The following is a 13,270-nucleotide window of genomic DNA, read 5'->3' as shown; positions in this document are numbered from 1 at the left end:
TCCGGTGCGGATAACAACACATCGGCCTCTCTGAGACTCACGTTTCTGGGCACCGGCGGGGTGACGGCGGCACCGCTGCCGGGCTGCCGCTGCCGCGCCTGCCAGCGGGCCACACACGACCCCCGTCTTGCGCGGGCGCCCTGCAGCGCGCTGATTGAGTATGGCCGCGAACGGATCCTGCTGGATGCCGGGCTGCCGCTGCTGGCGTCCCGTTTCCCGCCCGGCACCCTGTCGCGCATTCTGCTGACGCACTACCACATGGATCATGTCCAGGGGCTGTTTGCGCTGCGCTGGGGGCAGGGCGACTCGATCCCGGTCTGGGGGCCGCCCGACCCGCGTGGCTGTGACGATCTCTACAAACACCCCGGCCTGCTCGATTTCCGGCCCGCCCTGACGCCGTTCGTGGCGCACGCCTTTGGCGAACTGCAGGTCACGCCGCTGCCGCTGCAGCACTCCCGGCTGACGCACGGCTATCTGCTGGCGTGGCATGACATCCGCATCGCCTGGCTGTGTGACACCTGCGGCCTGCCGCCCGACACCGCCGACTTCCTGCGCGGTCAGGCGCTGGACCAGCTGATGATTGACTGCAACGATCCGCCGCGCGCCGCGCCGCGAAACCACAATGATGTGACGCAGGCGCTGGCGATCGTGGCGCTGCTGCGACCGCGTCAGACCTGGCTGACGCACCTCAGTCATGAGATGGATAACTGGCTGGCAGAAAATGCGCTACCGGAGGGCGTGCAGCCTGCCCGTGATGGACAGACGCTGCGGTGCGATGCCGCGTGGCCTGTCACAGTTTGATCATCTGGCTGTCATCCCGCGTTCATCGCGCCACGCCTTAATAAGCCGCAGAACGTAATCAGCGATGACGGAGAACAGCATGGCACAGGCCCTCTTGAAAACGGTGGTCGATAACGATCTGCCGCCAGCCAGCCAACGCGGACAAAAAGTGTTGTCAGTGCAGAAACTGAGCAAAGCGTACGGCGACACGACGGTGCTGGATCAGGTCAGTTTCGACCTGCATGCCGGGGAGCTGGTAGGGGTCATCGGCCGTTCAGGGGCCGGTAAATCGACCCTGCTGCATATGCTCAACGGCACCATCGATGCCACGTCCGGCGCGATTATCAGCGCGCAGGGGGAGGCGGAGCGTAACGTGGTGACGCTCAACAGCCGCCAGATGCGCGAGTGGCGCAGTCAGTGCGGCATGATCTTTCAGGATTTCTGTCTGGTGCCGCGCCTCGACGTGCTGACCAACGTCCTGCTGGGACGGCTGAGCCAGACCGGCACGCTGAAATCCTTCTTTAAAATTTTCTCTGACCGCGACCGGGCGCACGCTATCGAACTGCTGCAGTGGATGAACATGCTGCCGCAGGCGCTGCAGCGCGCTGAGAACCTCTCCGGCGGGCAGATGCAGCGCGTGGCGATCTGCCGTGCGCTGATGCAGAACCCCAGGATCCTGCTGGCCGACGAGCCGGTGGCGTCGCTGGATCCGAAAAATACCAAACGCATCATGGATGTGCTGCGCCAGGTCAGCCAGCAGGGCATCAGCGTGATGGTTAACCTGCACTCCATCGAGCTGGTGAAAAGCTACTGTACCCGGGTGATTGGCATTCAGCGCGGCGTCGTGCTGTTTGATGATCATCCCTCCCGACTGACCGACAGCCTGCTGCAGCAGCTGTACGGTGATGAACTTAACCAAATCCATTAACGTCCACTGTAAGAGAACCACGTCGAATGAAACTGACTTTATTAGCACTCCTGACCTCCGTCATGGCATTGGGTGTCAGCGCAGCGGATGCGCCACAACAGCTTAACCTGGGCATTCTCGGCGGCCAGAACGCCACGCAGCAGATTGGCGACAATCAGTGTGTGAAGACCTTCTTTGATAAAGAGCTGGGTGTCGATACCCAGATGCGCAACGCCTCTGACTATTCGGGTGTGATTCAGGGCCTGCTGGGTGGCAAGATCGATATGGTGCTGAGCATGTCGCCCGCCTCGTTTGCGTCGGTCTACATTCAGAACCCGAAAGCGGTGGATGTGGTCGGCATTGTGGTTGATGACAAAGATCAGTCGCGCGGCTACCACTCGGTGGTGATCGTGAAGGCGGACAGCCCCTACAAAAAGATCGACGATCTCAAGGGCAAATCGTTTGGAATGGCCGATCCCGACTCGACCTCCGGCTTCCTGATGCCGAACCAGGCGTTTAAGAAGATGTTTGGCGGCTCGGTGGATGACAGATATAACAATACCTTCTCCAGCGTCACTTTCTCCGGCGGTCACGAGCAGGACATTCTGGGCGTGCTGAACAACCAGTTTGATGGCGCGGTCACCTGGACCTCGATGGTGGGTGACTACAACAGCGGCTACACCTCCGGCGCATTTGGCCGTCTGATCCGCATGGACCACCCGGATCTGATGAAGCAAATCCGCATTATCTGGCACTCTCCGCTGATCCCCAACGGTCCGGTGCTGGTCAGCAACAGGCTGCCCGCTGACTTCAAAGCGAAAGTGGTGTCGGCGATTAAAAAGCTGGATAAAGAGGATCACGCCTGCTTCGTGAAAGCGGTGGGCGGTCAGCAGCATATCGGTGAGGCGACGGTCGCCGACTATCAGAACATCATCGACATGAAGCGCGACCTGATGAAAGGCAGCCGCGGCTGAAACTGACTTATCTTTCCCGCGCAGGCGGGAAACGCGGGATGCGGCCGTCGGCTCGTTATCCCGCTGCTTTTGTGCCGGAGATCCCCCTTTGACTGAATTCGAACACTACTACCAGCGCATCCGCCGTCAGCAGAAACGTGACACGCTGATCTGGTCGCTGCTGCTGGTGGCACTCTATCTGGCGGCGGGCAGGGTCGCCGAGTTTAATCTGCTCACCGTCTGGCAGTCGCTGCCGCACTTCTTCGACTATCTGCATGAGATCCTGCCGGTGCTGCACCTGCCGCTGCTGTTTGCCGACGGTAAAACCGAAGGCTCGCTGGCGTACTGGGGCTATCGCTTGCCCATTCAGCTGCCGCTGATCTGGGAAACCCTGCAGCTGGCGCTGGCCTCGACGCTGGTGGCAGTGGGCGTGGCGGCGGTGCTGGCGTTCTTCGCCGCCGACAATACGCAGACGCCGATCAGCGTGCGGCTGGCGATTCGTGCGTTCGTCGCTTTTCTGCGCACCATGCCGGAGCTGGCGTGGGCGGTGATGTTTGTGATGGCGTTCGGCATCGGCGCCATTCCCGGCTTCCTGGCGCTGGCGCTGCACACGGTGGGCAGCCTGACCAAACTGTTTTATGAGGCGATCGAGTCGGCGTCCGATAAGCCGGTGCGCGGTCTGGCGGCCTGTGGGGCCAGCAAACTGCAGCGGATGCGCTTCGCCTTCTGGCCGCAGGTTAAGCCGGTTTTTCTCTCCTACAGCTTTATGCGACTGGAGATTAACTTCCGCTCCTCGACCATTCTCGGCCTGGTGGGCGCAGGTGGAATCGGTCAGGAGCTGATGACCAATATCAAACTGGATCGCTACGATCAGGTGAGCATCACGCTGCTGCTGATCCTGATTGACGTGTCGCTGCTGGATAGCGTATCCGGCCAGCTTCGTCGCCGTGTAACAGGAGATCGCGCATGATCAGCCACGTACCCGATATCGCGCAGATGAAGCAGCAGCATCGCGCACTCTTCGCCGCGCAGCCGCGCTACCTGCGTCGTCTGGCGCTGATTGCGCTGGCGGTGCTGCTCTACTACCTCTTTTTCTTCTCGGTGTTCGGGCTGGAGTGGTCGCGCCTGCTGGCGGGCTGCCAGCAGCTGGGGCGCTATTTTCTGCGGATGTTTGTCTGGCATGCGTTCGCCAGCTGGCCCTTTGGCTACTATCTGTCGCAGGTCGGCATCACCCTGGGGATCGTGTTTGCCGGTACGCTGACCGCCTCGCTGCTGGCCCTGCCACTGTCGTTTCTGGCGGCGCGTAACGTGATGCACGACCGCGCCGCTAAACCGCTGGCGTTCCTGATGCGGCGTCTGTTCGACGTGCTGCGCGGCATCGACATGGCGATCTGGGGGCTGATCTTCGTGCGGGCGGTCGGGATGGGGCCGCTGGCCGGGGTGCTGGCCATCATCCTGCAGGATGTCGGTCTGCTCGGTAAGCTGTACGCCGAGGGGCACGAAGCGGTGGAGCGTTCGCCGGGACGCGGGCTGAGTGCCGTCGGAGCCAGCAGCCTGCAGAAGCACCGCTTCGGTATCTTCACCCAGTCTTTCCCGCAGTTCCTGGCGCTGAGCCTTTACCAGATCGAGTCCAACACCCGCTCGGCGGCGGTGCTGGGTTTCGTCGGCGCGGGCGGGGTCGGTCTGGTCTATGCCGAGAACATGCGGTTGTGGAACTGGGACGTGGTGATGTTCCTGACGCTGATTCTGGTGGTGGTGGTGATGGTGATGGATGTGATCTCCAGCCGCCTGCGTAAACGCTACATCAGCGGGAAGCCGGTGCCGCTGTGGCAGCCTGCTGCGCGCGATTAAGCCGTTCGCTGCGCTGCCAGGCGCGCTGCAGCGCCTGCACCAGCTGGGCCTGCTGCCAGGGTTTTGCCAGCCGTTCACACAGCGGCAGCGTCACCGGCTGGTGGCGCAGATCCTGACCGCTGATGAGCAGTGTCGCCAGCTGCGGCCAGTTCTGCTGCGCCTGGCGGATCACCTCTGCGCCGTTGATCTCGCCGGGCAGCATCAGGTCGCTGATCAGCAGGTCAATATCGGGGGTCTGCCGCAACAGCGTCAGCGCCTCTTCGCCGTCGCCACACTCCAGCGTCAGATAACCCAGCTGATGGAGGTGCTCGCACAGGGTCTGGCGCACCGCCGGTTCATCATCCAGCACCAGCACCAGCCGGTTGCTGCCGGTCCCGGCGGGCGCAGGCGGGGGCGGGGCGACCGCCGGAGTCACGGCGGCGTCTGCTGCACGCGGCAACAGCAGTCTGACCGTGGTGCCCTGGCCCGGTGCGGTTTCCAGCTCGATCTGACCGCCCGACTGCCGCACAAAACCGTAGACCATCGACAGCCCCAGTCCGCTGCCGCTGCCGGTCGCTTTGGTGGTGAAAAAGGGCTCAAACACCTGTTCGCGCACGGCAGCAGACATGCCGCAGCCGTGGTCGATTACCTCGATTGTGACGCGGTCACGTTTTTCAGCCCCCTCCATCCGGCGCTGGTTCCAGATACGCAGCCGGATTTCACCGCTCTGCTGGTGCATCGCATCGCGTGCATTGACCACCAGATTCATCAGCGCATTCTCCAGCTGACCGGCATCGATCCAGGCGGGCCAGCCGGGACGCTGCGCATCGATAATCAGCTGCTGTCCGGGCAGCAATGAGTGCTGCAACAGCCCCTGCAGATTATCCACCAGCGTCACCACCGACACCGAACGGGGGAACAGGGCCTGCTTGCGCGAAAAGGCCAGCAGCCGCTGGGTCAGCTGGGCGGCGCGGTCGGCGGCCTGACGCGCCCGCTCAATGCGGCTGGCCAGCGGACCGGGCATCGGCTGGCCCTCGGTCAGCGCCAGGCTGCCGATGATCACCGCCAGCAGATTATTGAAATCGTGTGCCAGCCCGCCGGTCAGCTGCCCGACCGCCTTCATCTTCTGGCTGTGCTGCAGTGCCTCTTCCAGGGTTTTGCGTGAGGTGCGATCCAGCACGGTGTTGACCATGCCCCGGCGCGGGATCGGGCTGAAGCGCAGCTCCAGCGTGCGGCCATCGGCCAGCCGGATCTCCTGCGGTTCACCCGGATCGTGCAGATCCACCGCCAGCGGGGCCAGCAGCTGCTGATAGTGGACGCCGCGATGCAGCGCGCGTGGCGCAATGCCGAGCAGCTCCGCGTACTGAGCGTTCCACACCACCAGCTGACCGCCATTGTCGAACAGGGCGAAGCCGTCGCGCATCGCCAGAAACGTCGATTCCAGCTGGTTACTCTTCTCCTTCAGCAGCCGCGAGGTGTGCGCCAGCGAGGCGGTATTGCGCGCAAAGACGTTGAAGGCGCGCGCCAGCTCGCCCAGCTCATCGCGGCGTTGCACCCCCGGAACGCTGACGTTCTGCTCGCCCTGGGCCAGCCGCGTCATCGCACCGGCAATCGCCGTCAGACCTGAACCGAGGTTGCGGTAGATATAGATCCCGGCATAGCCGGTGATCGCCAGTGCCAGCAGCACAAACAGCGCGATAAAGCCGATGATTGAATCCAGCTCGCGATGGGTGGCCAGCGTCCGCGCCTCGCTCTGCAGCGCCACCTGCTGCACCGAGGCGCTGATATCCTCATTCAGCATCGCCACCAGTGCTTTAATCCGGTAGGTAGCGTAAGCGATCGCCAGGTCGCTCTGCTCCAGGGCTTCCGCCAGCGGCAGCAGACGCTGCTGCGTCTCCAGCAGTCGCCTGACTTTCTCGCCGGTAACGCCAGCCAGTGGCACGGCCCGCCACGCGGTCATCAGCTGCTGAAGCTGCTCAATGACCGCGATCGGCGAGGGCGTGCGGATCGCGATCGTAATCAGCCGTTCAGTCTGCTCGCGCAGCGCGGCATCCGGCAGGGTCCGCTGTTCCCGCTGCACCAGCAGGCCGATATGACTGAGCAGAATCTGTGCCTGCCAGAGATCGCTCAGCATCGTGTTGCGCTGCAGATGGCGCTGATGGCCGGTCAGCAGCAGGCGGTTAATGGTCTGTTCCAGCATCAGGCTGCGGGCGCGGATCCGGGCGAGGCGCTCGGGCTGACGGGCCGCCAGCGGCGCGCTGGCCAGCAGGCTCAGCGACTGCTGCAGCGCCCGCTGATTCTGCTGCAGCCGCTGCGATTCGCTCTGATACTCCAGCGCCCCGACCACCTGCGACAGCCGGACCGCCGCCGTCGCGACGTTGGCGGTGTCCCGCGCCAGCGCCAGGCTGCCGTTCATGTCTGCCAGCGTCTGTGCCTGCGCCTGCTCCTGAATCGCCCCGGCGTGGCGGAAGCCCACGATCGCCACCACGCTCACCATCAGCGTGACCAGCACTACCAGCAGATTAAACAGCAACAGGCGCCCACGCGCCCCGGCCTGCCACGGATAACTGTGCTGCATCCCACGACCTCTTTATCACTGCAACAGTGGGCCGAGTATAGGAGCGGTCAGGCCGCGCTTTATGACAAATATGAACGGCCGCTGACATTTTCCATTTATCTGGCGTTGCTTTACTGGCGGCTATTCACAGTCGGCAGGAGCGAGGCGATGACAGCCAGACCCATACTGGAAATGCGGGGTATTACCCGGCGCTTCGGCAGCTTTTATGCCCTGAAGGGCGTCGATCTCACCGTTTATCCTGGTGAGGTTCACGCGCTGATGGGGGAGAACGGCGCAGGAAAAAGCACGTTAATGAAGATTCTGGCCGGTGCCTATACCGCCAGCAGCGGGGAAATCCTTATTGAGGGCCGGCCTTACGCCCTGAAAGGGCCTAAAGAGGCGCTGGCCGCCGGGATCACCCTGATTTATCAGGAGATCAACCTGGCACCTAACCTGACGGTGGCGGAGAACATCTTTCTGGGCAGCGAAATCGCGCCGGGTGGGCTGGTCAGACGGCGGGCGATGGCGGAGGAGGCGCAGCGGGTCATCGACCGGCTCGGTGCGCAGTTCAGCGCCTGGGATCTCGTCAGCCGGTTGAGCATTGCCGAGCAGCAGCAGGTAGAGATCGCCCGCGCGCTGCAGCGCAACAGCCGCATTCTGGTGATGGATGAGCCGACCGCCGCGCTCTCCAACCGGGAAACCGAACAGCTCTTTGCGCTGATCAAACGGCTGCGCAGCGATGGTATGGCCATCATCTACATCAGCCACCGCATGGCGGAGGTGTATGAGCTGTCCGACCGCGTCAGCGTGCTGCGCGACGGGGAGTATGTCGGCAGCCTGACGCGGGAGCAGCTTAACGCCAGCGAACTGGTGCGGATGATGGTGGGACGGCCGCTCAGCGACCTGTTTAACAAAGACCGCACCATCGCTTTCGGTGATATCCGGCTGGCGGTCAATCATCTGACCGACGGCGGCAAAGTGCACCCCAGCAGTCTGGCGGTGCGGGCCGGGGAGATCGTGGCACTGGCCGGGCTGGTGGGCGCGGGCCGCAGCGAACTGGCGCAGCTGATCTTCGGGGTTCACAAGCCGAAGGAGGGTGAGATCTGGATCGACGGTGAGAAGGTCACCATCCAGTCGCCGCGTGACGCGATTGCACGCGGCATCGGCTTCCTCACCGAAAACCGCAAAGAGCAGGGGCTGTTTCTGGAGATGGCGGCGCAGGAGAACATCGTGATGGCGACGCTGGAGCGGGATGCCAGTTACGGGATGCTCAATCGCCGCAAAGGCCAGAGCATCGCCTCTGAGGCGATCGCCTCGCTCAATATTCGCGTGCCGCATGCGCAGGTCCGGGCGGGCGGCCTGTCAGGCGGCAATCAGCAGAAGTTGCTGATCTCACGCTGGGTAGCCATCGGGCCGCGCATTCTGATCCTGGATGAGCCGACCCGAGGCGTTGATGTCGGCGCCAAAAGCGAAATCTACCGGATGATGCAGCAGATGGCGCGGCAGGGCGTGGCAATTCTGATGATCTCCAGTGAGCTGCCGGAAGTGGTCGGGATGAGCGACCGCGTTTACGTGATGCATGAAGGCACCATCGTCGGTGAGCTGGAGGGCAGTCACATCAGTCAGGAAAATATTATGACGCTGGCAACCGGTGCGCACAGCGCGTCTGCCAGCGAAGTTTAAGGAGACCACGATGACTCAACTGGCCCGCACCAAAGCGCCAACGCTGAAACGAGCCCTGATGGGCGACCTGCTGCAAACGGTGGGGATCCTGCCGATTCTTATCCTGATTGTCGCGGTGTTTGGCTTTATCACCCCCAATTTCTTTACCGAAGCGAACCTGCTCAATATTACCCGCCAGGCCTCCATCAACATCGTGCTGGCGGCAGGCATGACCTTTGTGATCCTGACCGGCGGCATCGACCTGTCGGTGGGGTCGATGCTGGGGACGACGGCGGTGGTGGCGCTGGTGGCATCGCTCGACCCGATGCTTGCCTCCCTGACTATCCCGATGGCGCTGGGGGCGGGCCTGATCATGGGGCTGTTCAACGGCATCCTGGTCGCCTGGGCCGGCCTGCCGCCCTTTATTGTGACGCTCGGCACCTACACCGCGCTGCGCGGCGCCGCCTACCTGCTGGCGAACGGCACCACGGTGATCAACTCCGATATTAACTTCGAGTGGATCGGCAATGGCTATCTCGGCCCGGTGCCGTGGCTGATTGTGATCGCCTTTGCGGTCATCGCCATCTGCTGGTTTATCCTGCGCCGCACCACGCTGGGCGTCCATATCTACGCGGTAGGTGGCAATATCCAGGCTGCGCGGCTGACCGGCATCAAGGTGGGCGTCGTGCTGCTGTTTGTCTACGGCATGAGCGGTCTGCTGTCGGGGCTGGGGGGCTTAATGAGCGCCTCGCGGCTGTACAGTGCCAACGGGAACCTCGGCGTCGGTTATGAGCTCGATGCGATTGCGGCGGTGATCCTCGGCGGCACCAGTTTTGTCGGCGGGATCGGCACCATCACCGGCACGCTGATTGGCGCGCTGATTATCGCCACGCTGAACAACGGCATGACGCTGATGGGCGTCTCCTATTTCTGGCAGCTGGTGATCAAGGGGGCGGTGATCATCATTGCGGTGCTGATCGACAAATACCGTACCCGTCACCATGTGAGCTGAGATTTAACAGGGCGGACGCGTGAAGCCGTGTCAGCCCCGGTCCAAACGCCATTAAGTGGTTGGCACTCTGAAAACAGCAGGAGAAGGTCTATGCGTTTTAATCCGATTGTAACCGGGCTGCTGGCGGCAACGCTCTTCAGTTCCGGCCTGGCTCAGGCAAAAGAACTTAAATCTATCGGCGTCACGGTCGGCGATCTGGCTAACCCCTTCTTCGTGCAGATCACCAAAGGCGCGGAGATGAAGGCGCGTCAGCTGGCGGGCGATAAAGTGAATGTGACGCTGGTCTCCAGCGGCTACGACCTCGGCCAGCAGGTCGGCCAGATCGACAACTTCATTGCGGCGAAAGTGGACATGATTATCCTCAACGCTGCGGACTCCAAAGGGATCGCCCCGGCGGTGAAGCGGGCGCGTGACGCCGGGATCGTGGTAGTGGCCGTGGACGTGGCGGCCGATGGTGCCAATGCGACCATCACCTCCGACAACACCCAGGCGGGCGCGATGGCCTGTAAATATATCTCGGACCGCCTGAAGGCCAAAGGCAATGTGGTGATTATCAACGGGCCACCGGTCTCGGCGGTGCAGAACCGTGTGGAAGGGTGCATGAACGAGCTGAAAACCCATCCTGATATCAAGCTGCTCTCTTACAACCAGAACGCCAAAGGCAGTCGTGAAGGCGGCCTGGAGGTGATGACCGGGCTGCTCTCCGCCAATCCCAAAATCGATGCGGTGTTTGCGATCAACGACCCCACGGCTATCGGGGCTGATTTAGCAGCGAAACAGGCGCAGCGCAGCGAATTCTTTATCGTCGGCGTCGATGGTTCGCCGGACGGTGAAGAGGCGCTGAAGCGCAAAAACTCGCTGTTCGTGGCGACACCGGCACAGGATCCGCAGGTGATGGCGGCCAAAGCGGTGGAGATTGGCTATGACATCCTGCAGGGTAAACCGGCGCCGGATAAGCCGGTACTGATCCCCGTGAAGCTGATCGATCGCGATAACGTCGGCAGCTATCAGGGCTGGACGGTGAAATAAGGGACGGGGCGGCACCGCCGGGTGCCGCCCTCAGGAGGCAATCATGCAACGTTCAGCGGTCAATCACTACCTGCAACAGACCCGCGAGTTTTTCCGGCAGCAGGATGTCCATCTGCCGCCGTGGGCCGACTACGGATTGAGCCAGTGGCGCACCCGCGATCCTGATGTGATGCAGGAGATTCTGGCGCTGCGGCTGGGCTGGGATCTCACCAGCTTTGGCGCGGCAGATTTCCTGCAGACCGGGCTGACGCTGTTTACCCTGCGTAACGGCTCGCCGGGTGGACGACCCTGGCATAAACCCTACGCTGAGAAGATCATGCACGTCCGCGAAGGGCAGCTCACGCCGATGCACTATCATCCACGCAAGATGGAGGACATCATCAACCGCGGCGGCGGGAATCTGATCGTCGAACTGCATAACCGGGAAGGGGACAGACTGGCGGATTCACCGGTAGCGGTGTCGCTGGATGGCCAGCGCCAGACACACGCGGCCGGTTCACAGCTGCGGCTCTCGCCGGGTGAAAGTGTGACGCTGGAGGCGGGCGTCTGGCACAGTTTCTGGGGAGAGCGCGGCTACGGCGACGTGCTGGTGGGCGAGGTATCGATGCCCAACGACGACGAAAATGACAATGTCTTTCTGACGCCGCTGGCCCGTTTCAATCCGCTGGACGAAGATGAGGCACCACGCTGGCTGCTCTGTAACGACTATTCGCACGGTTTTTTCTGAGACAACATGCAAGGCCTGGGCGTGCGCAGTGCTGCGGCGCCAGTTTTACGCGCGGCTCACCGGCGGGAATCTGTGCCGTTCTGCCTGAACAGCCTGAGGCTGCGGGCAGGGGGCAGGCCGAACAGGCGGGTATATTCCCGGGTAAACTGCGTCAGGCTCTGATAGCCCACATCGGCTGCCACGGCGGCGACGTTTCCGGGATACCGCGCCAGTGTTTTTCGCGCCGCATAGAGCCTGAGCTGTTTCTGATACTGCAGGGGAGAAAGCCCGGTGCTGGCGCGAAAGCCGCGATGAAAAGCAGAGAGGCTCATGCCCGCGATCGCCGCCAGTTCTTCCATACAGCAGGCAGTGGCATAGTGCGTTCTCAGCCAGAGCAGCACCTTGCGAATGTTTGTGAAATGGCCGTTCACCGCCGCCGCCTCGCGCAGCAGTCCACCCTGCGGCCCCTGCAACAGCCGAAAGAGGATTTCGCGCTCCACCAGCGGGGCCATCACCCGCAGCTCATCCGGTTTTGCCAGCAGACGCACCATCCGCAGCCAGGCATCCGCCAGCGCATCCTCCACCTTATGGACGGCGATGCCGTGTGACGTCCCGGAAAAATCGGTCGCGGGAATCTGCTGAAGCAGATCGCGGATGGCCGCAAAATCGAGTGTCAGACGCACGGCCAGATAGTGTGACGCTTCGCTGGCATCGGTGATTTCACCCGTCGCGGGCAGATCGCACAACGCGGTAAAGCTCTCCGGCACAGTGACGAATTGACTGATTGCCCACCTAAAGCCTTTTCTCACCCTGGAGGATCAGGCTGACGAACGGCGGGTAGATTGCTTGTGGCAGGGCGATGGGCTGACTGACGCGATAGAGATCGACGCGCGGAATCGCGGTTGTCGTCAGGTCATCCGCCACACAGGTCAGTACCGCCTCTCTTAACGCTTCAAGCCCGGTCATCTCCGATCTCCCCGGCACGCGGTGCCAGAATGGGTGAAAAAGCAGGAACAGGCAAATTTTAGGCAGGATTGCAGCCGCCACGCAATCCGCTGAGGAGTACGCTGGCTTTCTGAATGTGTATGGCGGGGAGAAGAGATGAATATTAACGAATCCGTGATCGTGATTACCGGCGCTTCGTCGGGTATCGGGGAAGCCACCGCCCATGCGGCGTTACAGGCGGGTGCGCGGGTAATCCTGCTGGGGCGGCGTAAAACACGTCTGGATGCCCTGGCCGGAGCGTCTGCGCTGGCGCTCACCTGCGATGTGACCGATGCTGACCAGATTGATCATGCTGTCAGGGAGGGCGTGGCACGCTTTGGCCGGATCGATGTGCTGATCAACAATGCCGGGCAGGGGCTGTATGCAGCGGTTGAGGAGATTGATATCCCGCGGTTCAGGGCGCTACTCGACCTGAACCTGGTGGCCCCGCTGATGATGATGCAGGCCGTGATCCCCGTGATGCGACGTCAGGGCGCAGGCCACATTGTCAACATCAGTTCCGGGGCAACGCTGGCAACCTATCCGGGTTCGGCGGCCTACACCAGTTCCAAAGCGGGGCTGAACGAGCTCTCAGACGTGGCCAGGCTGGAGCTGGCTGACGCCGGGATTAGGGGGTCCACCCTCTATCCGTTTATGACTGACACGGAATTTTATCAGTCGGTATCCTCAGGGCAGGATGCGGCGATGGCGCAGGCGCAGCAGGGTGCAGGCTTTACGCATACTCCCGGCCGGGTCGAGGAAAAGATCCTGACAGTGATTGAAAGCGGGGAGGCTCATGCCGATCTGGTACCGCGCGCGTGGGGGGGAAACGCTTGAGGGATAGCCGCGG

At 62.3% G+C, this 13,270-nt stretch carries 13 protein-coding genes; 10 read left to right on the top strand and 3 right to left on the bottom strand.

What is annotated here, in order from left to right; all coding sequences use genetic code 11:
• Positions 1-30 precede the first annotated feature (30 nt).
• The 5 genes from phnP (at position 31) to phnE (ACNY69_RS04435) (ending at position 4,491) form a co-directional block, all read left to right on the top strand.
• The gene (phnP, locus tag ACNY69_RS04455) at positions 31-801 is read left to right on the top strand and encodes a phosphonate metabolism protein PhnP (RefSeq protein WP_111141556.1); all 771 of its coding nucleotides are present in this window, start codon (positions 31-33) and stop codon (positions 799-801) included.
• A 79-nt stretch (positions 802-880) separates the two neighbouring features.
• A complete protein-coding gene (phnC, locus tag ACNY69_RS04450) occupies positions 881-1,708 on the top strand; it encodes a phosphonate ABC transporter ATP-binding protein (RefSeq protein WP_367395585.1) in 828 nt (275 codons plus the stop codon).
• A 26-nt stretch (positions 1,709-1,734) separates the two neighbouring features.
• Positions 1,735-2,661: a phosphonate ABC transporter substrate-binding protein gene (gene phnD, locus ACNY69_RS04445; protein WP_111141535.1), complete on the top strand. Its 927-nt coding sequence runs from the start codon at positions 1,735-1,737 to the stop codon at positions 2,659-2,661.
• An 88-nt stretch (positions 2,662-2,749) separates the two neighbouring features.
• Positions 2,750-3,610, top strand: a complete 861-nt coding sequence (phnE, locus tag ACNY69_RS04440; protein WP_418797410.1) for a phosphonate ABC transporter, permease protein PhnE — start codon at positions 2,750-2,752, stop codon at positions 3,608-3,610.
• Entirely contained in the window at positions 3,607-4,491 is an 885-nt protein-coding gene (gene phnE / locus ACNY69_RS04435) for a phosphonate ABC transporter, permease protein PhnE (RefSeq protein WP_111141540.1), read from the top strand. The genes phnE (ACNY69_RS04440) and phnE (ACNY69_RS04435) overlap by 4 nt, the downstream gene beginning before the upstream one ends.
• Here the strand turns inward: phnE (ACNY69_RS04435) and ACNY69_RS04430 are convergent.
• Positions 4,445-7,048, bottom strand: coding sequence for an ATP-binding protein (locus tag ACNY69_RS04430; protein WP_418797409.1), 2,604 nt, complete (start codon positions 7,046-7,048; stop codon positions 4,445-4,447). The two genes, phnE (ACNY69_RS04435) and ACNY69_RS04430, sit on opposite strands and share 47 nt — an antisense overlap.
• A gap of 147 nt (positions 7,049-7,195) precedes the next feature.
• Here ACNY69_RS04430 and ACNY69_RS04425 point away from each other — a divergent pair, with 147 nt between their 5' ends.
• The 4 genes from ACNY69_RS04425 (at position 7,196) to ACNY69_RS04410 (ending at position 11,457) form a co-directional block, all read left to right on the top strand.
• Complete coding sequence (locus ACNY69_RS04425; protein ID WP_367395582.1) at positions 7,196-8,710, top strand: sugar ABC transporter ATP-binding protein; 1,515 nt, start codon at positions 7,196-7,198, stop codon at positions 8,708-8,710.
• Positions 8,711-8,720: 10 nt separating this feature from the next.
• Entirely contained in the window at positions 8,721-9,701 is a 981-nt protein-coding gene (locus ACNY69_RS04420) for an ABC transporter permease subunit (protein ID WP_111141546.1), read from the top strand.
• Positions 9,702-9,791: 90 nt separating this feature from the next.
• Positions 9,792-10,730, top strand: coding sequence for an ABC transporter substrate-binding protein (locus ACNY69_RS04415; RefSeq protein WP_111141548.1), 939 nt, complete (start codon positions 9,792-9,794; stop codon positions 10,728-10,730).
• 43 nt (positions 10,731-10,773) lie between these two features.
• Entirely contained in the window at positions 10,774-11,457 is a 684-nt protein-coding gene (locus ACNY69_RS04410; protein WP_111141550.1) for a D-lyxose/D-mannose isomerase, read from the top strand.
• A gap of 56 nt (positions 11,458-11,513) precedes the next feature.
• Here ACNY69_RS04410 and ACNY69_RS04405 read toward each other — a convergent pair whose 3' ends face one another.
• Positions 11,514-12,245 (bottom strand): AraC family transcriptional regulator, encoded by a 732-nt coding sequence (locus ACNY69_RS04405; RefSeq protein WP_418797408.1) that lies wholly within the window; start codon positions 12,243-12,245, stop codon positions 11,514-11,516.
• Positions 12,229-12,402 carry a hypothetical protein gene (locus ACNY69_RS04400; protein ID WP_418797407.1) on the bottom strand — a complete coding sequence of 58 codons (174 nt, stop codon included), beginning with the start codon at positions 12,400-12,402 and terminating at the stop codon, positions 12,229-12,231. The genes ACNY69_RS04405 and ACNY69_RS04400 overlap by 17 nt, the downstream gene beginning before the upstream one ends.
• A gap of 135 nt (positions 12,403-12,537) precedes the next feature.
• Here ACNY69_RS04400 and ACNY69_RS04395 point away from each other — a divergent pair, with 135 nt between their 5' ends.
• Positions 12,538-13,257 (top strand): SDR family oxidoreductase, encoded by a 720-nt coding sequence (locus tag ACNY69_RS04395; protein ID WP_418797406.1) that lies wholly within the window; start codon positions 12,538-12,540, stop codon positions 13,255-13,257.
• The last annotated feature ends 13 nt before the right edge of the window (positions 13,258-13,270 follow it).

The organism is Pantoea graminicola (assembly GCF_048452665.1).
In the GTDB taxonomy this organism is placed as follows: Bacteria; Pseudomonadota; Gammaproteobacteria; order Enterobacterales; family Enterobacteriaceae; genus Pantoea.
Note: the sequence above shows the minus strand (reverse complement) of the source record. Positions and strands in the feature narration are given on the sequence as shown.

What these genes read in the sequence shown, in the direction of transcription:
- phnC (WP_367395585.1), top strand. Translation starts at nt 881, where the DNA reads ATGGCACAGGCCCTCTTGAAAACGGTGGTCGATAACGATCTGCCGCCA.
- phnD (WP_111141535.1), top strand. Translation starts at nt 1,735, where the DNA reads ATGAAACTGACTTTATTAGCACTCCTGACCTCCGTCATGGCATTGGGT.
- phnE (WP_111141540.1), top strand. Translation starts at nt 3,607, where the DNA reads ATGATCAGCCACGTACCCGATATCGCGCAGATGAAGCAGCAGCATCGC.
- ACNY69_RS04430 (WP_418797409.1), bottom strand. Translation starts at nt 7,048, where the DNA reads ATGCAGCACAGTTATCCGTGGCAGGCCGGGGCGCGTGGGCGCCTGTTG.
- ACNY69_RS04425 (WP_367395582.1), top strand. Translation starts at nt 7,196, where the DNA reads ATGACAGCCAGACCCATACTGGAAATGCGGGGTATTACCCGGCGCTTC.
- ACNY69_RS04420 (WP_111141546.1), top strand. Translation starts at nt 8,721, where the DNA reads ATGACTCAACTGGCCCGCACCAAAGCGCCAACGCTGAAACGAGCCCTG.
- ACNY69_RS04415 (WP_111141548.1), top strand. Translation starts at nt 9,792, where the DNA reads ATGCGTTTTAATCCGATTGTAACCGGGCTGCTGGCGGCAACGCTCTTC.
- ACNY69_RS04410 (WP_111141550.1), top strand. Translation starts at nt 10,774, where the DNA reads ATGCAACGTTCAGCGGTCAATCACTACCTGCAACAGACCCGCGAGTTT.
- ACNY69_RS04400 (WP_418797407.1), bottom strand. Translation starts at nt 12,402, where the DNA reads ATGACCGGGCTTGAAGCGTTAAGAGAGGCGGTACTGACCTGTGTGGCG.
- ACNY69_RS04395 (WP_418797406.1), top strand. Translation starts at nt 12,538, where the DNA reads ATGAATATTAACGAATCCGTGATCGTGATTACCGGCGCTTCGTCGGGT.